The following is an 18,909-nucleotide window of genomic DNA, read 5'->3' as shown; positions in this document are numbered from 1 at the left end:
TCAAAGTTGAAAATTGATGTTACAGTATAAACTGTGATTGAATTATGGGGCAAGTGTATAATCAGGCGTGGAGGAACGATGTATACACTGCGACCTGATGAAAAAACAACCCCTGTCATGCTTTATACGCAAGATTCTCTGGTGCGTGGGGAGGTAGTGACCAAGCAGAGTGTTTTGCGGGTGAATATCTGGCTTCGGACAGATGGTGCGCCGAATTATATGCACATTCTTAAACCGCAGGTGATCGTGTTTGGTGGGGCGCCGGTCAAGCCTTTAGCTTTTTCTGAGATCTTTTTCCCGACCTCACAACTGATCGGGTTCCATACCCTGCCGCCCACCGAAGAAACTTTGGATTATGACCCTGCAGAAGCCAACCGTATGATGCAGGACGTGCAGGTTTTGATGGGAACCTTTGTTGTGAAGGGAAAGATCCGCATCTCGACCCATTCCGAACTTTCAACCAGCCTTGAGGTGGCGCGTATATCGTGGCTATCCGTTTATGATGCGGAGATCGTGAACCCGTTCCTGCCTCAGATGCCACCGGTCCATACGCCGATGATGTTGGTGAGTCCGGTTCACGTTGCTTTTGCTTTGCAGTAAACCTGGTACACGGATTACGGCCCAATAGGTTCGGTATTTGTTGAACCGCAGGACGTTTCACCACTTATCCCTTTTGTTGCCTTATCTTGCGCTGTGCATTTCACTGGCGGTCGCTTTTTTGACCGGTATTCTGGATCGCTTTTTTAATACGCCAAGCTCCCTTGAAGTAGTAGTGGGAGTGATCGCCTTCTTTGGGGTTTCAGGGATCATTTGGGGGCCGTTCTATACATGGATGGTCATCGTGATGTTGATCTGGGGACGTGGCAAAAGCTTGGAAGATGTCCGTCGTTTGTATTTACTTTCCCCAGTATTGTTGGCGTGCTCCATGGGGATACCTGCTATTGCTATTGCGGTACCTGACTCGATCTACTATCTCCTTGACGGATTGCTTCGCATGAACGATCTGGCATTTGCCTCCAACCTTCTGCTGAAGGATGTATATCGGAGTTCTGAATATAGCCTGCTCTTTGTTTGGTTTTTCATGGCGGGAATCTGCCTCGTAGTTGGGTATGCTTTTGTAGGTATAGTCCTATGGATCGAGAAAGTCTTGATAAAGTGGCGAAAATTCAAGGACGATGATTCTGTTATTGCGCAATAAACGAGACCAAAAACCGCAGGTATAAGCCTGCGGTTTTTGATTCTCAAGTTTACGGTTTTACTTTATCTACTTCTGCTTGCAACTGTGTTTTGACCGTTTCAAATTCCAACCCATTCGCTGTCACAAAATCTTTGACTTTCATCGCCGGGTCTGGCATGGGCGCGCCGATGATCTGTTCGATGGTCTCTTGCGAGACGCCCCAGCGGATGAGATCACCAAAGATGGTCTTGCCTTTGACTGCATACTCTTCTTCGGATGAAGTGCCCGCTTCGGGCGCACTGGTAGTTGGTCCAGCCTCAGGGGCAGTTCCCTCACTTTGAGCAGGACTCATCTCAATGTCCACGAGGGAGGCGGGTTTTACATCCACTGTGTATGTTTGAATATAGGTTGACTGCTCGGGTGTTAGAGTCGTATGTTTCTGAAGAATATTTGCGGCGGGCTGAGGAAGATAAATTTCTTGCCCAGTTGTATCGAAAGGCAGGCCAAGATAGTACGCCACAAACAAGCGGACAGAATTGGTGCCGATCTCATAGCCACTTTCAAGATAGAGCGATTCCAAATCTTTCACTGGGAATGAAGCGGGGGTATCCGTAGTGACTTGAAAAGCCTGTGCAAGAATTTCAGGCGTGACATCAAACGAATTGGAAATATCACCGAAAGTGTAAGAGCCGCGAATATCGGCAGGGTTAGCGGTACCGGCAAATTCACCTTCTGTATATTTTGCAGGCTCTTTCGTTGACTCGGTTTGCCACCATCCAAATGTAGATGAAAGCCCGATACCGCCGAAGATAGCGATGAACACGATGATTGCAAGAGGTTTGGATGTGAGTGTCATTTCACACCTCCTGCCGTGAACACGACCGTTCGCGCAACGGGGCAGATCGCCTCGGATGTACATTCAAGACATGAAATGCACTGGTGGTCACGTACGGTTTTGACAGTATCTACTTCGATGTTCATGGGGCACATGATGGAACAAGCGCCATCCGCTTTGCATGTGGATTCGGCGCGTTTGATTGAGAATACGCGGAAGATATTGGTGATCCCTAGCACTGCTCCATACGGACAGGCATACTTACACCATGGTCTTTCGACGAAGACCGACAATACAAGTGTGACTCCAAGAATGAGTAGGGCAGTGGGGGCAACTTCGGTGCTCCAGAAATTGAAGAGTGCAAAGTAGGGGTCATAGGCTTCGAAGACCAGGGTTCCGCTTGTAGCTGTGACGTATAAAACCCAGATCAAGATTCCATAGCGTGCATAGCGCAAAATGTTATCGAGTTTGGTTGGGACGAAGTGGTTGTAGCGTCGTTTGAAAAATTTCTTTCCCAATTTGCCGACCCATTCCTGAACTGTCCCTAAAGGACAAACCCATCCGCAAAAGACAGGGCCGAAGAGAAAGGCTAGGGGTAGTACGATCCCTGCAAGGACGAGTGACGAGTCGTGGATCTTCCTGACAAGTAGTCCGCTTGCGAGGAACGTATACAGTGTCTCCACCCCGCCAAACGGACAGACCGCATGCAGTGATGCGCTTGCAAGGAAAGGTATGCCAACCCCGTTTTCTACTAATGTATGGTTAACCGCGATCAATGTAATGAGCAGAAAGAAGAACCATTGGACGATCCTTCGTATCCAAATGCTGCGTGGACGAAATAGGCGTATCCGTTTGCCAAAAAGAGTAATCATTGTGTTCTCCAAAGAATTTGATGCACAAATTGTATTTTTTACAAATAAAGGCATTAATAAGAGTTTGTAAAGATTGTGTATAGAAACGGCGCAAACGTTTGGATATAATCCCAGTTATGGATATTAATCTCACAACCCCTGCTCTGTTGTTCCCAACGGTGTCGCTGTTGATGCTTGCGTACACTAACCGTTTTTTGACAATCGCTACCATTATCCGCAATTTGCATGATCGCTATAAAGAGGATCAAAGTGAGAACCTGCTGGGGCAGATCTCCAATTTGCGTTTCCGCGTGTACCTGATCCGTAACATGCAGATCTTTGGCGTGATGAGTTTGTTGATGTGCGTGGTAAGTATGTTTGCGCTCTTTGCAGGTTGGATCGTCGCTGGCCAATGGAGTTTTGCCATTGCTTTGATCTTGATGATCGTTTCCATGTTGATCTCATTGCGCGAGTTGATGATCTCTGTGGGCGCTCTGGACCTGTTGTTGACGGATATTGAGGAGCACGAGAAGACAGGTCACTAAACAAGGCTAATACCCGACTTGTTACACTTATGGGGAAAGTATGGAAAAATGACATATTGTTTTTTACGCATTGAATCACTATACTAAAATGCAGAAACCATACGGATGTATGGTTGGTATTTGTATGGAGGTAAAAACACTATGAACATTCCGACCATTGGCGGAACGAGGGGTATTTTTGAGATATTCGTGCCCGGCGTGTTTTTGCTCTTGAATATTGGCGCTGTGCTTTTTTCCATACCCACACTTGATGACCATACAAAGAACATGCTTGCCTCCCTTGCATCGAACTCTGTGCTCGATGTTATTGTGTCCATTTGTTTTGGGTATTTGATCGGCATCTTGCTTCGACTCTTGAAGACCGATGCGTTGGATAAATTGTCAGCCTGGTGGTTGCGGACTTTTGATAAGAATGCGCGTGAAAAGAATCACCAAGCTGGTAAACCCACCTATCGTTTATTTGCTACAGAAGGCTTTCCTTATATTGGTTGGGTCGGGGAAGTAGCCGCTGGTTATTTGCCTCCTGAAGCATTTCACTTCTACAATCAGGTTTGGGCAAAGCGTAAGCGGGATAGTAATCAGAATAAGCAGTTCTTCAACTTCTGTAAACTGGTGGTTAGTTCGAATGATGAACATGTCTCTGATGAGATCTATGCGGTGGAAGCACTCACTCGCTATATCGCAGGGATGTTTTATGCGCTTCTGTTGGCGTCCATCATGATCATCGTGACGATCGCTTTGCACATCGCTATTGGTGAATGGGTGATCGGCTTCTTTATCCTGCTGGCGGCGTATTTGTTGGCGATCATTATCATTGTCCAGCGGTTTCGGAAGATACGCATCAAGGAAGTGGAAGCTGTCTTTGCGGCGAGTTATAAGAATAGGGAGTTGTTTGAAGAGAAGAAGACAAAAGCGAAGAAGTGAGAACAAAAATCCGCAGGTGTTGAGCCTGCGGATTTCTCTTTCACTATAGCCACAGAGACACGGAGACGCTGAGAAATATAAAACTCCGCGTCTTAGTGTCTCTGTGGTTAAGTATCTAATATGAGTCGATTAATGACCTCACGTGCAGTGCCTTCTTCACTTGCTCAAGTGTCCAGCCTTTGGGCAGAGGGGCAGTAACTTTTGTAGATTGCCCCGCAGGGACATCGAAGTAGTTGTCGCTGAAGACCACGTCCACGCCATCTAGGGCGAGTTCGACGAAGGGTGCTAGGGATTGGACGGAGACATCGAAGGTAAGTGTATTGTCTTTCAAAGAGACATTTACTTTGAGCTTGGGATCAGCCAATGCCAGATGTTTGATGGGGGCGAAGTAAGAAACGCTGGTCTCGATCTTTTTGTCGCCTTTCCATAATTCTGCCACAAAGACCACTTTGCGTTTGTTAGTGTCGTTCACTTTGTCAGCGAAGTCAAAGGCTTGGATGGGCGTATCAGCCAGCGGGTCGGCAGTGAAGCGATGCTCGTCGGAGATGATTACGTTGCCAGCCACATCTTCCAATCGCCAGCGGACGAGTCCATCCCAGCTTGAAGTCAGATCGCTTGTGACATGAATTGCCATGCGAGTGCCGTCATCTTCCACCGAGAGAAGGACTGGTGCGTAAAATCTTTTTGCGGCGTAGTGAAGCGCTTTCCAACGTCCGAAGTAATCGAGCGACGACCACGAAGCGACCTGCCAGCAATCGTTGATCTGCCAGATGAGCGTACCGCTGACACGATTGCGGTGCCGACGCCAATGTTCGACGCCGTAACGAATGCCTTCGGCTTGGAGCAACATGCTGAGATACACAAGCGACTCAAAGTTTTTCGGCATGCGGAAGGTGTCGGTCATTTGACCTATCATCAAGCCGTTGCCCGAGCCGCTTCGTTGATGGTGTTCCATGATGTAGGATGTCATGTTCTGGTCTTCGGGCGCCGCATAAGTTTGGATGGTCTTATATGGCGGCAATGCTTGAAAACCGAACTCGCTCATGAAGCGTGGATACGTGGTGCGATAGGCGGTGAACGGTTTGCGCCCGTGCCACACATCCCAATAGTGCATGTCGCCGCGTTGCATGCCGTTGGGTTCGCTGAATGGAATGCCCGATGAAGCTGATGAGGGCCAATACGAAGTATCAGGATCTTCACTCGCAACAACGGCGGGAAGCAGATGGTGGAACATGCGGTCATAGCCAGCCTTCAAGTTTTGGACTTCCACATTTTGTGGATCGTTCCATTTCCAATCCACCCAGCCTTGTTCCATTTCGTTATTGCCACACCACAACGCGAGCGATGCACGATGTCGCAACCGTCGCACGTTCTCGATCGCTTCGATGCGCACGTTCTCTGCAAATGCATCATCTTCAGGGTAGATGCCGCACGCAAACGTAAAGTCTTGCCACACGAGCAATCCATAGCGGTCGCACAGATCGTAAAAACTTTCGCTTTCATACAAGCCGCCGCCCCAAACGCGCAACATGTTCATGTGTGCGTCGGCGGCACTCTTGATGAGGTATTCCAAATGTGTGTCGGTGATGCGTGTCGGGAATGCATCAGCGGGAATCCAATCTGATCCTTTCGCAAACACGGGCACGCCATTGACGACGAACGTGAACGACTCGCCCCATTCATCGGGCTCGCGTTTGAGCTCTATCGTCCGCAAGCCGATTTGATATGTGCGCGAATCCAATACGGATGTCCCCGTCTCGAGTGTTAGCTTTAACTGGTACAGATTCTGCTCGCCATAGCCGTTCGGCCACCATAGCTTCGGATCATCCACAACTATGCCTATTGACTTCCGATCAGCCCAATTCTCCTTTAACGTTTGTTCCGTCCCATCAGGTGCGATCAGAGTCAATGTCAGTGAAAGTGTATCTAGATCTAGTGTGAATGCCCCGATTTTTACATCCACACCAATCGCGATTACGCCATCATCATCGCGATACTGCCTTACATGGGCGTCTACAATCTTTGCTGTTGTATATCCTTCAATGCGGATATCTTTCCATACACCGATTGGCGGTAACATGGGACCCCAATCCCAGCCGAAGTGACACGGTGCCTTACGGAGATGTCCGCCGCCTGGAATGCTTTCCCCTGGACTCCTCAAATACTTTTCCTTTTGTTTGGCGGTGACATATGCTACAGGTCCACGAAAGATGATGCTGAGTTCATTCGTTTCCTTGAATGCACTTGTCACACCCCAAGTCCATTGACGATACATGTTATCTGTTTTGCCAAGAAGTTTTCCGTTGAGAGAAACTTCTGCTAATGTGTCGAGTCCATCGCAGACTAAAAATTGTTTTTCTTCTTTTAGAACATCAGACGAAACCTTGAATGTGGTTTTATATTCCCAGTCAGCATTAGCGATCCATTGCACCTGCTTTTCGTTATCTCCTATGAATGGGTCAGGGATTTTGCCAAGGGCGAGCAAGTCCGTATGTACGCCGCCAGGGACTGTGGCAGGCATCCATTCGTTTGTGTCGAGTTGTCGAAATGTCCATTGACCTGCTAGTGATTGTTGATGCATGTATTTTCCTTTACGTGTAAAGATAAATTTGTGATTACTTGTTTTGGGCAATGGATACAACTAGGTGATGCACACTACCATCTCGTTGGAAGATATGTCTGCTGTTGACTGAATCCAGAACGTGACCATCAACCTTTTGGATGCTTCCATCAGTTCGGTATACTTGGATACAAGTCTCGTTTGCGTTCTGGATGATGATCGGAACCTGACAGATCGAGTAAGCGATGGAGCCTGCTGGCACTGCCATGTGCTGTTGTTTTCCGCTAACATCCCAATAGGTAAACTCTGATGCGTTCGCAAGGAATTCGTTTCTATCCAACAACAGGAAGTCAAAGGCAATGTTGCCGTCCTCAACAGAGAATCCGAGTTCCATTTGGCGAGTCAGGATCTCTTCCTTGACCATGCCTGTCATGCCAGGTTGTTTCGCTCCCTGTCCTTTTGGAGTGTGTGAGTAAGGGTCGGTGGGGAAGGCGCCGTAGACATCGGGGGCCTTGTTGAAACTTAACCCTTTGCGAATGCCTGTGTATTTTTCCATCAACCCAGGCGTGGATGCATCGTCCCTTGTACGAATGATCGTTTCCTGCACTGCCAGCAAAAGTTTGGAAACCATGTGCCAGTAAATACTGCCCAGTCCCTCATAGGCAAAGAAGGTTCCCGAACGCCCCGTAAATTGATCGTGATGGAAGATATCTTCGAATAAGGTCTCGATTTTTGCCCCATCAGCTTTGACCAACTCGGCGTATTGAGGCTGGCTCTTTAGAACATTAAGAATGCGATTTACGTCTTTTGAGTTGCGGATATTTCCGCTGAAGTGATAGTTGCCTTCTTCGTCTCTAACGATCAGGGATTTATCTTGCGCCTTCTCCAACGCCGCCACCAATGCTAGTCCACGGACCATATCTGGCGTCATAGTGTTCTTTTCGAGAAAGCCAGGCAGTTTTCGATCGGGATAGAGAATGTAGCTATGCTGGTCAGGACGGTACAGTTGACTGTGCCTCAAACTTTCCAAAAGCAGAAGCGATTCTTCTCCCGATAACAGCCCTGATGAAAGAATGGCAACCTGACCTTCCAGCATTTCATACAACGGGCTGACGGATGCCGATCCGTTTTTGAGGTGCAGGATATTGTAGGAATGATAGAGATTGTCATTACGTTTGTTGGCACGGAGAGAATGTTCAACGTAGCCCTGTGCCAGATCGAGAAATGCTACTATACCTGAGACCGCTACTTGCGTAAGTTCTCCCGAAAAACCTTGGGAATACATATCCCAGCGATAGTTACTTCCCGCTTGACCTAACGCATCCATCATTGAGCGGCGTTGCTTATCGCTAAAGGAACTTGTTAGTGTGTCCTTGAATTCGTTCAAGATTTGAAATATCTGCGAATATAGTTTCTGAACTTCCACGCTCACCTGAACTGAAGCGAGATCACTTTGCCTCAACAACTCTTTACAAAAAACAATCGTGCGTTGCAAATAACATAGTGTTACAACAGACAAGCCCTTGCCGACTAGTGCATTGTTGGCATCGTTCCACTCGGGACGCTGGGTATTCATCCATATGCCGCCCTCAGGGACAAAGTTCACTAGTTTGGCAAGTAACAGCGTGAGTAATTTTTCTGTCAGCGTTGTGTGCAGTATGCTTCCATTTTGAGAATAGACCAGCTTGCCGTCTGTGCCGTGTGTTTTCACGCGTGCTTCGATCTCTCGTTCCAGTTCCCAGTTGAAGTCAATGGTGTTGAATGGATCCTTTTGTAGGCTCTCATATCGTTTGATGCGATACGGCACGTTGGCATAACTAAAGATCGGTTGAGATAGAAATGATTGAAGCTTGCCTGGGTGAATCTTCGTGCTGATCTCCATCAACTTTTGGAGATAGATAATTTGATGGTCGCTCCAGTAACCGATATTTGCCCAAGGGTTGTCAGGTTCTGGAACTTCCCAGTCAATTCCCTGACGGGTAATTCGATACGGGTTGTATCCATCTGCGGTTGTTGCGTTCAAAAACGTGCAGATCATACTCTCAATGTATTCAGGATAAGAAAATGCAAGCGCTTCCCAATTCTGGAAAATATCGCGCCAGTTCCCCTCGTAGCTCAACTTCAAAGAGCCGTCCGTTTTCTTGATGTCGATCGCAAAACGATTCCATGGCCGACTGGGGTCGCCATGTCTGCGGCTAAACGACAGAGGCAGATAGGCATAAGTCAAACGGATCAGATCTGCGGAACCATTTGTCTCTGCTAGAGCTTGCAGTTCAAGGATGTTCATTTCAGATGGCAACCCAGAAATGAACGTGGCATTTTCTTTCAGGACCGTCTGATTACGAACAGAGATGAATTCGATGAAGTCCCGAGTTTGGACCTTGTATCCGTCAGTGAATATCCCGCCACGCATCACGTTGAACATCACATTCGCAAAATGATGTGCTGTGCAAAGCTGATCGCTCGTTATTTGCAACCCGTCTGCGCTGGCGACGATCTTTTCAAGGTTCACAGTGTTGGATTTGATATCACGTTCAAGCGCATCAAACAACTCTGACCGTTTCTCCTTTAGTTTTTTTGACAAGCTGACAATCGCTTCACTGTCTTGACCGACGTCTGCTACAACATGCCAAAACTTTTCCTCGTCTGGAACAAGATCCACGGTGCCGTGAACAAAATAAGCACAACGTTGACCACGGACTTCGGTTTCTATTTCAATACCTGCGCCTGTCCGAAACCGATCAAGTTGCTGAGACGAAATCAAATAGTCCACTTGATCGAGTCCCAACTGCATGACTGTAGTTGCGAGCAGTGACTCGCTGGGTTCGGCGAGATCGGTCAAGGTGGAGTTTAAGGCAAAGATGGCGAGACCAGTTTCAGGGTCCAGTTCGGAGCGCTTGTATGCATCCAGAAGAGGGCTGAATGTGTTTTGAGTCACCGAAGTGATATTGGCGGGCAAAAGATTCTGAATCCCATCCACAAATTCAACCTGACAAGGGGATGTACTTGTATTCAATAACCACGTAGTTTTGACCAAGCCGAAGATATCGCTGGTGCGCCAGGCATAACGGTAGGATAATCCAAGGCTGTGATTGTGCTCTTCAAAGATCAATGCGGTGCCAGCAACATTCTTGTACAAGTTTCGTTCGATGTTGTAGTTCCCCTGATGTCGTTCTGAAAGCGGTTCCCACAAACTTGTCCGCTCGTTGCGCGTGACTAGCAAAACGGATTTGTTGCCAGTGTGTTCGCTGTTTTCCGTCAACTTATCGACAGTGTAGTACGGGAAAAGCGCCTGCTCTGCGCTGACGCGTCCCGCTGAAAGCCCACCTGTAGCTGAAATAAAGAGCCAGTGATTCGAACTGCTCACGATGCTCATAAAAAATGGCTCCATGGCATCGTAATTCTTGATCTTGTAGAAGGTGTCATCCAGCAAGGAAACAAACTCGCCTTGGATTTCGCATCCCGATTGTTTTTGCAGTGTGTCACCGATGTAAATCGTTCTTGATTTTGTAGTTGCCATATTGCTCCACGAAAAGTAGATTTGATTTTCCAACTATAATCCAGTTCAATTGTGCGGTGAAGTACAACTGGGGAAAGGGATAATACGGAATACAGGATCATTGTCGCACCTAAAGACCATCTTCAACATAGAATTTATGCACAAGCCGCAGGTATGTTACCTGCAGCTTGAATAGAGATATAGGATTTACTGTTAATTACCCAAAAAGATGGGTATTTTTGCTGAAAACACCTTGTACTTCCCTCAATTGGATTGTCAAACGAAGATTTACGGCATCCCTTCCCCATTGTTTGCCCGAATAAAATAGATTTCACCATCAGGGTTTGTATAAAGCAACTCTAGCTTTGCTATTTGCGATAGCTCATCAGGGGTGGATGTCTCTTTGAAAGTATCCGGCTTGATCCATATAACATACCCAGCCTGAGGAGGCCAGCTCGCGAGTTTCTTCGCTTCGGCATCATTAGGTGTTGTTTCCTTATGGAGCTTGGGGAGGAGGAATGCGTCGTGATGTGTATAGAACCAAACGCTCAGAGGATCGTTGCTATACAGAGCTACAGTATCGTCTTTTGAAAGCAGGCTGTTCAGTTGTTTTAGCGTTTCTGAATTACGTAAGTCATGAGAATTAATGGTGTTGTAACTTGTTACGCCATTAATTTGACGTGACTCCGATATAAACTCTTGAAATCCGTGTAAAGGATAGATAGACCATATCATGAATAGAACGAATAAAATTTTATCTACTACTTGTGGCTTTAACTTTATGTGGGGAAAAATAAGCTGTTCCCATGTGATGAATATCATGATCAAGACGGGTAATAGAATAGTTATGTAGTATCGGTCGGATTCAATATCCTTGTGGTCGAAGGTGGCTACTGTATAAGTCAACCCGATAAACGATACGATGAAATACATAATGATTGGAAGAATATAAGGAGAATATATAGCATCCCACCATGTTTTCCAGTCTTTTATTTTATTGATTAAAAGTAATACCAATACTAAACCAATAAGAAGAACCCACGGGTATGTGACTAAAAAATCGGGGAGCAATTGAAAGGGTATGAACCAGCGAATGATCTTTATCAATGATGCTCTTACATTTTCCGATGGCAGGAACGTGTTGTAGGGGTTTCCTGCGATGGCTCCATATTTCAAGTAGTTGTGCCAAAAGATCCATGCCGCAATCGGCAGGCTGGATAAAATGCTGAATTTTAGAGAATCTAAAAAGGTTTTTCTCCAATTTCCCCAGTTTTGACGTGCGATCAGCGAGACGCCCACTACAATTAAGGTTATTCCCACATATCGTTGCAGTGTCGCCAATGCGGAAAAAATAACCATGGCAAGTAAAGAGTTGCTTGATCTTGTGTCGGCGTATTGACAAGTTGCAATCAAGAAAAGTAGTGAAAATGCGATATACAAAGGATCAGAAGCGATATTGACATGAATACGAAAAGATGAAATCGATAGTAATGTGAGCAAGGATCCTATGACTGCATACAACAGTCTTGTTCGAAATATTCTGTAGAGAAGGACCCCTGAGAAAAAAATATTTAAACCATACAATGCAACGTTGAGATACCATCCCCCGATAAAAACATCCTCGTGTGTAATAACTCCCAGCCCGGCAAGAAGGATTGAATAAAGAGGAGGCCAATATACTAATGGTTTGCCGAATAAGTCAAAAAAACCATTCCCTTTTAATAAACTATGTGCGACTGAGAGGTTTCTCGCGGCGTCACCTGATACTCCTGCTCCATAGGGGTAGGTAATATAAATTGCCATACTCATACCCACTAATGAAATAAAGGATAAAAATACTAAAAATTGCTTTGATTTTTTTTCGCTCCAATAGTTTTTCATCGAATTAATCGTTAACGACATTGCCCGCAACTCTCCAAATCAAGTTTCTGGTGTAATGAAAACATTATAACTTGCACTGAGCATTATTTCTGTCGAAACCAGAGATAATATAATTTGAATTTCAGGAACACAAATAGTGGACGACCCTATATAATCATGCCAATGTTTGAATTTACCATTACATCCAAAAACAACCGCGCCCGCACAGGGGTTTTCTCCACACCACATGGTGCTCTCGTTACTCCAGTCTTTGCGCCTGTTGGTACGCAAGCGACCGTAAAGACTCTCACCCCTGAGCATCTCAAGGACATTAATGCCTCGCTTGTTTTGAGCAACACGTATCATCTTTACCTTCGCCCTGGCGATGAACTCGTTCGCGATATGGGCGGCTTACACAAGTTCATGCAGTGGCCAAACCCCATGCTGACCGACTCGGGCGGCTTTCAAGTCTTCTCGCTCGCACAAACCCGCAAAATTGACGACGAGGGTGTAACCTTCAAGAGTCACATTGACGGTTCGACGCATCGCTTTACGCCCGAAAAATCCATTGCGATTCAAGAGAACCTCGGCGCAGACATCATCATGGCTTTCGATGAATGTTCCGACCCCAACGACAAAGCCTACAGCAAACTTGCCATGGAGCGGACTCATCGTTGGGCGGAACGTTCCCTCAAAGCGCAGACTCGCCCCGACCAGGCTTTATTCGCCATCGTCCAAGGCGGCGTTCAAGCGGATCTTCGAGCTGAATCAGCGAAATTTATTGCTTCTCTCGGTATGCCTGGCATTGCTATCGGCGGCCTCTCTGTAGGTGAGACCAAACAAGAGATGCATGATACGCTCGATGTGGTCACACCGCTATTGCCCGAACACAAACCGCGCTACCTGATGGGAGTTGGTACGCCTGAAGACCTCATCAATGGCGTTGCTCGTGGCGTTGATATCTTCGATTGTGTTTTGCCAACACGATTAGCCCGTCACCACTCCGCCTTCGCTCCCGAAGGACGATTGAATATGATGAACGCTACTTTTGCGCGTGATGAAAGACCGATAGATGAAACCTGTGATTGTTATGCCTGCAAGACTTTTACACGCGCATATATCCGTCACTTGATAGTCGCAAAAGAATTACTTGCTGGAACACTCATTTCAATTCATAACCTACGAGCATTGATACGGTTGATGGAGCAGATCCGGGCTTACATCGCAGATGGTTCGTTTGAGACGCGTGTACCGGAATTACTTGGTCAGTGGTCGAACAATGCCAAGCGTAAACAAATTTCTCAAGGATAACCATGACTCTTTTTCAATCTTTCCTCCTCGGCATCATACAGGGACTGACCGAATTCATCCCTGTATCATCGACTGCCCATTTGCTCATCACACAAAGGATTCTCAATATCCCTGCTGATGATGCTATGTTCTCGTTCCTTGTCATCGTCCAACTTGGAACTATCGTTTCATTGTTTGCCTTTTACTGGAAAGACTTGCTTTCCATCGTCAAAGCGACTTTAGACTTTCGACATGTCACTCTCGAGCGAAACTTAGGAATCTACATCATTGTTGCGACGATCCCCGCTCTTTTGGCTGGCTATTTGTTGAAGGATGCTGTCGAAGCCCTTTTCAAACAGCCCATGCTCGAAGCCTCCATTCGTCTATTCACGGCGGCTGTCTTGTTGACCCTCGCCGAATGGCTCACCCAAAAGAATCGAACTCTCGACTCGATGACTTGGTTTGATGCACTGGTTGTCGGCGTTATGCAAGTCATCGCAGTTTTCCCCGGCGCATCCCGTAGCGGGACAACGATCAGCGGCGGCATGTTCCGCGGCTTGGACCGCCCGTCTGCGGCGCGGTTTGCGTTTTTGATGTCGGTGCCGGTCATGCTGGCGGCGGGTGGATATGAAATGCTCGATGTGCTTAAGATGCCGAACCTTGGGGACTTCCTGCCTTTGCTCGCGGTGGGATTTGTTACTGCGGCCATCGTGGGTTGGTTTGCGATCAAGTGGTTAATTAATTATTTGAGCAAGCACTCGTTATATGTCTTTGCCGCCTATTGTGCAGTGGTGGTACTGATCGTGTTTTTTCTGAAGTAAGTGATCTGGTGGTTTCGATACCTTTATACCCAACCACCGAAAGAACCATGAATACAAAATCCCTTTTTAAACTCCTCGTTGAAACCGAGTCTCCCTCGCATGATAAAGCCGCCGTTGACCGTGTCGGTGCCATCGTTGCTGAAGAAGCCCGCAAACTTGGTGGACAGGTTGATGTGATTCCGAACACCGAAACGGGGAATCATATTCTCGCGCGGTTTGCGCCGATTCAGACATCATCCTCCAGTTATCAGCCTTCGATCCTGCTTCTCTGCCACATGGATACGGTCTTTCCTCTCGGTACGCTTCCTCGTATACCGTATCGTGAAGTGGATGGAAAAATCTTTGGCCCCGGTGTACTTGATATGAAGGCAGGTATTGTCATTGCTCTTGCCGCGATTGAAGAAGCGCAAAAGATTGGATTGAATCGCCCCATTACTTTGCTTTGCACGTCCGATGAAGAGATCGGCAGTCATACCTCGCGCGGACACATTGAGCGATTGGCGAAAGAATCCACGTTGGTACTTGTGTTTGAAGCGGCGCTTGTGGATGGTTCGCTCAAGACATGGCGCAAGGGAGTGGGGGAGTTCGATGTCAAAGTAAAGGGACGTGCCGCACATGCAGGCGGTGATCATGAAAAGGGGCGGAATGCCATTGAAGAGATGGCGCATCAAGTGATCGCGATCCAAAAACTTACAGATTATTCCAAACAAACTACGCTTAATGTGGGTGTGATTCAAGGTGGGACGGTTTCGAACGTTGTTCCTGAGGAGGCTTCTATCGAAGTAGATGTGCGTGTGATGCAACCCGGCGAATGGGAACGGCTCGAAGGAGAAATGAAGAAACTTACACCGGTATTGGATGGCACTTCCATTGAAGTTATAGGCGAATTAAATCGTCCGCCGATGCCGTTCGATGAGATGATGAAAGTTACGTTCGAGAAGGCGAAAGAGATTGTGTCGACAACGATCGGTGTCGAGCTTAAGGCTGGTGGCACAGGTGGCGCCTCGGATGCGAACTTTGTCGCGCCGTTAGGTGTCCCTGTGTTGGATGGATTGGGCGCAATTGGTGAAGGATATCATTCGGAGCGTGAATATATTTTTGCAGACAGTTTGGAACAGCGTGTGAAATTGGTCTCGGTTTTGTTACGGAATTGGTGACCGTTTATCGGAAGTAAGCACACAGGTGACAGTTACTGCAAAAGTAACTGTCACCTGTGTTTTTTTGTGGGGAAAAGATTCAGGGATGGATTGGTGAATTAAGAAGAATCAGTTTCCAGTTAAGAAGGATTCGCGCTGTTTTTGAGGAGAAGATATTGTCCCAGCAATCCCCAAGCGACGATCAAATAAGCGATTAAGTATAGTGTATCCGCAATTAAAGCTACCGATATGCCACTCATCACCCAATCGTAGGCGCCAGTGTTAGTGAGGCGGATGTAGATGATGTCGGTAACGACAAACGATGAGATCGTAAGCCAGGGCATGGCAAGGGCGCGCCCGCGGAAAGTGTATACAAGAAAGAGCGCTGAAAGCCCAACTGCGGTATCGGCAAATGTGTAGAAATATCTGAAGAAATCTTCGAATGGTGCCGTGCTGTGGGTTGCGATTAGGATGGTTTCAATGACAGCGATGATCGCCATCCACACACCGGTCGCGGCCCAGCGGATCGTGTATGTTTGACCGGGAAATACGAGCCGATATTGGTGTACGAGGGAAACGGTCAATGCCACATACCCTACAAGCCACAAAAGATCTGCAAAACTAAAGATGGGTACTTCGCCTACGGTTGTGTAAAGAAAACCCCATGTCCCCTCAGCAATGGTCCATAGCCAAAGACAAACTGCGAATGCCGTCCATACAAAGAAAGGCGGCTCATCAGATTGAAAATAAAATAGGATGCGCGTGAGAAGCGCGGCGGCGATCAATGCAGTGAGGGCGGTCATGCAATTCACGATGATCGCATTTGCTAATTCGCTAAACGGAGCTAAAGCATAAACCCAGATAAAAAGAGCTGTAATAGCAGCAAAGAGAATAAAGGCGATACCTCGTTCACGACCTCTGAAGAAATTCATCATAAAGTTCCTCCAGTGCCAAGAAGGCCAAACACTTCGGCAATCGTTTTATATACCCCTTTACTTGCATTGCGTGATTGTGTCAGGATGTTTTGGGTTAATGCATGGCCGATGACAGGCTCAATATGCGCGACAACCTCAGCGATGACCTGTTTGTAGACATCTCCTGCTTTTCGCGCGCTGGTGAAGATGGTTGCATCTCTGACTTTGTTTTCTTGTGTTTCGATATTCCAGCCTCGATCCATAGCCATCGTGTGAACCTTCCACGCGATCGAGCGGACCATTACTTTGCCAGTCAATTGTCCATATTGATTTAGGATCGTAGAGCAATAATAATTAAAAAGGATGTTAAGGTGGACTTCTAACCATGCCTGACTTTGGATATTATCGCGATACACGGCGACTTTACATCCCGCTTCATTCCACGTTGTGATCTGGTTCATCGCAACTAGACCTTCTACGCTTCCAGTTTTGTTCGTCATCACTGCACTTCGAAGTGGAATATCTCTGCCTGCTACCAGCACAAAGCCCTCGGCCGATTCCCATCGTATGTGAAAGAGCGTGGGACCAGCATTGTGTTCGGCCAGATCAAACATGATCTTGAGTTGGCTTGTATCGGACGGTTGTACTTCGACCTTACCGATCTTTTCGACTACGATCTTTTTGAACATCAGCCCAAGAGGATGTAAGGGTTCGATACTCAGTTCACCACGTCCATATTCGAACAATGGAGATACCCAATTCGGGTCAACCACGCGATGGTTACGAATATAGAAATGAACCAATTTCCCTCTCACTACGAAAAGGGTAATGGACTTCTCTTTTTGAAAGACAACTTGTATCTGGCCTGTAACCCTCTCTGCAAACGCTTTGAGAATCTCGGCTCGTATGGTTTCAGCCGAGAGTAACCTTGGAGGGGCAGTGGGATACGCTGGTGCATGCATCAAAACTTATTCTAAGCTATTTTTTTGAGCGGTGTATATCATTTTCGTAATTCAAACAATTGCGCCTTATAATCCGGGCATGTTTAATAGGATACGAACAGGATCTCTTCTTTTACTTATCATTTTGGCTTTATCTTCTTGCGGAACGCCACCCCCTACGGTAGATTTACAGCAGGTGACCGTCTACGCCTCGCCTGCCGCCACGTCTTGGTTGTCTGACCTTTATGAGTGTGCCAAGCCTGTAGCTACCATCCGATTAGCTGATTCGCCAGCCACTGCCGATATCCGTTTACAGATCGGGGAGCCGAAATATTTATCGTCTTTTGCATATCAGATCGATGAAGAGGAAGTTCTAGTGGTGACCCACCGACAAAGCCCTGTTCAAAATCTAACGCTTGAGCAGGTACAGATGTTGTTTGCCGGGCTGGGAGACGCGTCTGTGCAGGTGTGGGTGTATGCTCCAGAGGATGATGTGCTCAATGTGTTTGACCAATTCGTGATGAAAGGACGAAGCGTTTCTTCGTCTGCGAAAATGGCGGTCAACCCACAGCAGATGTCCGATATTTTGAATGCTGAGCCCAACGCTGTAGGAATCCTGCCGCGGCATTGGAAAGTTGGTGATGTACGTGATGTGTATTCGGTTGCGAAGGTGCCTGTGCTGGCGGTCACGCAAAGCGAGCCGCAAGGTGCGGTCAGCCAAGTGATTGGTTGTTTGCAGAAATAGCTTTGTAATAAGATTTGTTTCCTGTCTAGATAGTTTTGATTGTTTATGTTCAATAACCAAAGCTAAAGCCAAAAGGAAGAAACTTATGCCCTGTAGTTGCTGTGAAATGGAAAACAATACTTTCGGTGAAGAGGAAGCGAAAGCCAATCTTAAAGACTATCGTAGGCGCGGACCTGCGAAGCAGACGAAGTTGATCCTCGAAGCGGTACGGTCATTAGGGGTGAAGAATGTTGCGTTACTCGATGTGGGTGGTGGGATCGGGACGATCCACCACGAGTTGTTGAAGGATGTGGCGCGTGAAGCGACTCATGTAGATGCATCGTCTGCGTATTTGAAGGTTGCTACAGAAGAGGCTAAACGTCTTGGGCACAGTGAACAGGTGAAATTCATTCACGCTGATTTCACCGATGTGGCCGATAGACTTCCGCAGGTAGATGTTGTCACGCTTGACCGCGTGGTTTGTTGTTACCCGAATTTTCGTGAATTGTTGAAAGCTGTGTCTAACAAGAGTCGGAAAGCCATTGCACTCACGTATCCGCGCGAGGTTTGGTACATCCGCATGGCGATTGCGATTGCGAATTTTTTTCAACGTGTGCGAAACGATCCGTTCCGTGTGTTTGTCCACCCTGTGGATGAAATGGAATCTTTGTTAAATAGGGAAGGCTTGCGGAAGATCTCGGTCCGCAGGTTGTTTGTGTGGGAGATGGCATTGTATCAACGGGGATAAATCTTTATTAACACAAAGGACACGAAGAGCACAAAGGAAGAAAAAAGAATTTCCTTCGAGACCTTGGTGTCCTTTGTGTTTAAG

16 protein-coding genes are annotated in these 18,909 nt (G+C 47.0%); 9 read left to right on the top strand and 7 right to left on the bottom strand.

Features of this window, described 5'->3' with window-relative positions:
• The first annotated feature begins 78 nt into the window (after positions 1–78).
• A complete protein-coding gene (locus IPP66_22615) occupies positions 79–600 on the top strand; it encodes a hypothetical protein (protein ID MBK9928073.1) in 522 nt (173 codons plus the stop codon).
• A gap of 118 nt (positions 601–718) precedes the next feature.
• On the top strand, positions 719–1,198 hold the full coding sequence (locus IPP66_22610; protein ID MBK9928072.1) for a hypothetical protein: 480 nt from the start codon (positions 719–721) through the stop codon (positions 1,196–1,198).
• Positions 1,199–1,247: 49 nt separating this feature from the next.
• On the opposite strand, the gene IPP66_22605 is transcribed toward IPP66_22610, so the two are convergent.
• Complete coding sequence (locus tag IPP66_22605; GenBank protein MBK9928071.1) at positions 1,248–2,033, bottom strand: hypothetical protein; 786 nt, start codon at positions 2,031–2,033, stop codon at positions 1,248–1,250.
• The gene (locus IPP66_22600) at positions 2,030–2,884 is read right to left on the bottom strand and encodes a 4Fe-4S binding protein (protein MBK9928070.1); all 855 of its coding nucleotides are present in this window, start codon (positions 2,882–2,884) and stop codon (positions 2,030–2,032) included. The genes IPP66_22605 and IPP66_22600 overlap by 4 nt, the downstream gene beginning before the upstream one ends.
• A gap of 116 nt (positions 2,885–3,000) precedes the next feature.
• Here IPP66_22600 and IPP66_22595 point away from each other — a divergent pair, with 116 nt between their 5' ends.
• Positions 3,001–3,408: a DUF2721 domain-containing protein gene (locus tag IPP66_22595; protein ID MBK9928069.1), complete on the top strand. Its 408-nt coding sequence runs from the start codon at positions 3,001–3,003 to the stop codon at positions 3,406–3,408.
• Between the two features lie 141 nt (positions 3,409–3,549).
• Positions 3,550–4,332 carry a hypothetical protein gene (locus IPP66_22590; GenBank protein ID MBK9928068.1) on the top strand — a complete coding sequence of 261 codons (783 nt, stop codon included), beginning with the start codon at positions 3,550–3,552 and terminating at the stop codon, positions 4,330–4,332.
• A 115-nt stretch (positions 4,333–4,447) separates the two neighbouring features.
• Here the strand turns inward: IPP66_22590 and IPP66_22585 are convergent, their stop codons facing one another.
• From IPP66_22585 to IPP66_22575, 3 genes are all read right to left on the bottom strand, one after another.
• Positions 4,448–6,913, bottom strand: a complete 2,466-nt coding sequence (locus IPP66_22585) for a glycoside hydrolase family 2 protein (protein MBK9928067.1) — start codon at positions 6,911–6,913, stop codon at positions 4,448–4,450.
• Between the two features lie 34 nt (positions 6,914–6,947).
• Entirely contained in the window at positions 6,948–10,412 is a 3,465-nt protein-coding gene (locus IPP66_22580) for a hypothetical protein (GenBank protein MBK9928066.1), read from the bottom strand.
• Between the two features lie 267 nt (positions 10,413–10,679).
• The gene (locus tag IPP66_22575) at positions 10,680–12,293 is read right to left on the bottom strand and encodes a hypothetical protein (protein MBK9928065.1); all 1,614 of its coding nucleotides are present in this window, start codon (positions 12,291–12,293) and stop codon (positions 10,680–10,682) included.
• 135 nt (positions 12,294–12,428) lie between these two features.
• Between IPP66_22575 and tgt the strand changes: the two genes are divergently transcribed.
• From tgt to IPP66_22560, 3 genes are read left to right on the top strand one after another with little or no spacing between them, the layout of a single operon-like run.
• Complete coding sequence (gene tgt, locus IPP66_22570) at positions 12,429–13,562, top strand: tRNA guanosine(34) transglycosylase Tgt (protein ID MBK9928064.1); 1,134 nt, start codon at positions 12,429–12,431, stop codon at positions 13,560–13,562.
• 2 nt (positions 13,563–13,564) lie between these two features.
• Positions 13,565–14,362, top strand: a complete 798-nt coding sequence (gene uppP / locus IPP66_22565; GenBank protein MBK9928063.1) for an undecaprenyl-diphosphatase UppP — start codon at positions 13,565–13,567, stop codon at positions 14,360–14,362.
• Between the two features lie 47 nt (positions 14,363–14,409).
• Positions 14,410–15,519, top strand: coding sequence for a M20 family metallopeptidase (locus tag IPP66_22560; protein MBK9928062.1), 1,110 nt, complete (start codon positions 14,410–14,412; stop codon positions 15,517–15,519).
• A 119-nt stretch (positions 15,520–15,638) separates the two neighbouring features.
• On the opposite strand, the gene IPP66_22555 is transcribed toward IPP66_22560, so the two are convergent.
• Positions 15,639–16,433: a hypothetical protein gene (locus tag IPP66_22555; GenBank protein MBK9928061.1), complete on the bottom strand. Its 795-nt coding sequence runs from the start codon at positions 16,431–16,433 to the stop codon at positions 15,639–15,641.
• The gene (locus IPP66_22550; GenBank protein ID MBK9928060.1) at positions 16,430–17,374 is read right to left on the bottom strand and encodes a hypothetical protein; all 945 of its coding nucleotides are present in this window, start codon (positions 17,372–17,374) and stop codon (positions 16,430–16,432) included. The genes IPP66_22555 and IPP66_22550 overlap by 4 nt, the downstream gene beginning before the upstream one ends.
• A 175-nt stretch (positions 17,375–17,549) precedes the next feature.
• On the opposite strand from IPP66_22550, the gene IPP66_22545 reads away from it, so the two are divergent.
• Together IPP66_22545 and IPP66_22540 are read left to right on the top strand one after the other, a co-directional pair.
• On the top strand, positions 17,550–18,098 hold the full coding sequence (locus IPP66_22545; protein MBK9928059.1) for a hypothetical protein: 549 nt from the start codon (positions 17,550–17,552) through the stop codon (positions 18,096–18,098).
• Positions 18,099–18,204: 106 nt separating this feature from the next.
• Positions 18,205–18,825, top strand: a complete 621-nt coding sequence (locus IPP66_22540; protein MBK9928058.1) for a methyltransferase domain-containing protein — start codon at positions 18,205–18,207, stop codon at positions 18,823–18,825.
• Positions 18,826–18,909 lie beyond the last annotated feature (84 nt).

Source organism: Candidatus Defluviilinea proxima (assembly GCA_016721115.1).
Classification (GTDB): domain Bacteria; phylum Chloroflexota; class Anaerolineae; order Anaerolineales; family Villigracilaceae; genus Defluviilinea; species Defluviilinea proxima.
The sequence above is the reverse complement of the archived record's forward strand: the minus strand, read 5'-3'. Positions and strand labels throughout refer to the sequence as shown.

Coding starts and splice junctions, on each gene's coding strand:
- IPP66_22615 (MBK9928073.1), top strand. CDS start 79: ATGTATACACTGCGACCTGATGAAAAAACAACCCCTGTCATGCTTTAT.
- IPP66_22605 (MBK9928071.1), bottom strand. CDS start 2,033: ATGACACTCACATCCAAACCTCTTGCAATCATCGTGTTCATCGCTATC.
- IPP66_22600 (MBK9928070.1), bottom strand. CDS start 2,884: ATGATTACTCTTTTTGGCAAACGGATACGCCTATTTCGTCCACGCAGC.
- IPP66_22595 (MBK9928069.1), top strand. CDS start 3,001: ATGGATATTAATCTCACAACCCCTGCTCTGTTGTTCCCAACGGTGTCG.
- IPP66_22590 (MBK9928068.1), top strand. CDS start 3,550: ATGAACATTCCGACCATTGGCGGAACGAGGGGTATTTTTGAGATATTC.
- IPP66_22585 (MBK9928067.1), bottom strand. CDS start 6,913: ATGCATCAACAATCACTAGCAGGTCAATGGACATTTCGACAACTCGAC.
- IPP66_22580 (MBK9928066.1), bottom strand. CDS start 10,412: ATGGCAACTACAAAATCAAGAACGATTTACATCGGTGACACACTGCAA.
- IPP66_22575 (MBK9928065.1), bottom strand. CDS start 12,293: ATGTCGTTAACGATTAATTCGATGAAAAACTATTGGAGCGAAAAAAAA.
- tgt (MBK9928064.1), top strand. CDS start 12,429: ATGCCAATGTTTGAATTTACCATTACATCCAAAAACAACCGCGCCCGC.
- uppP (MBK9928063.1), top strand. CDS start 13,565: ATGACTCTTTTTCAATCTTTCCTCCTCGGCATCATACAGGGACTGACC.
- IPP66_22560 (MBK9928062.1), top strand. CDS start 14,410: ATGAATACAAAATCCCTTTTTAAACTCCTCGTTGAAACCGAGTCTCCC.
- IPP66_22555 (MBK9928061.1), bottom strand. CDS start 16,433: ATGATGAATTTCTTCAGAGGTCGTGAACGAGGTATCGCCTTTATTCTC.
- IPP66_22550 (MBK9928060.1), bottom strand. CDS start 17,374: ATGCATGCACCAGCGTATCCCACTGCCCCTCCAAGGTTACTCTCGGCT.
- IPP66_22540 (MBK9928058.1), top strand. CDS start 18,205: ATGGAAAACAATACTTTCGGTGAAGAGGAAGCGAAAGCCAATCTTAAA.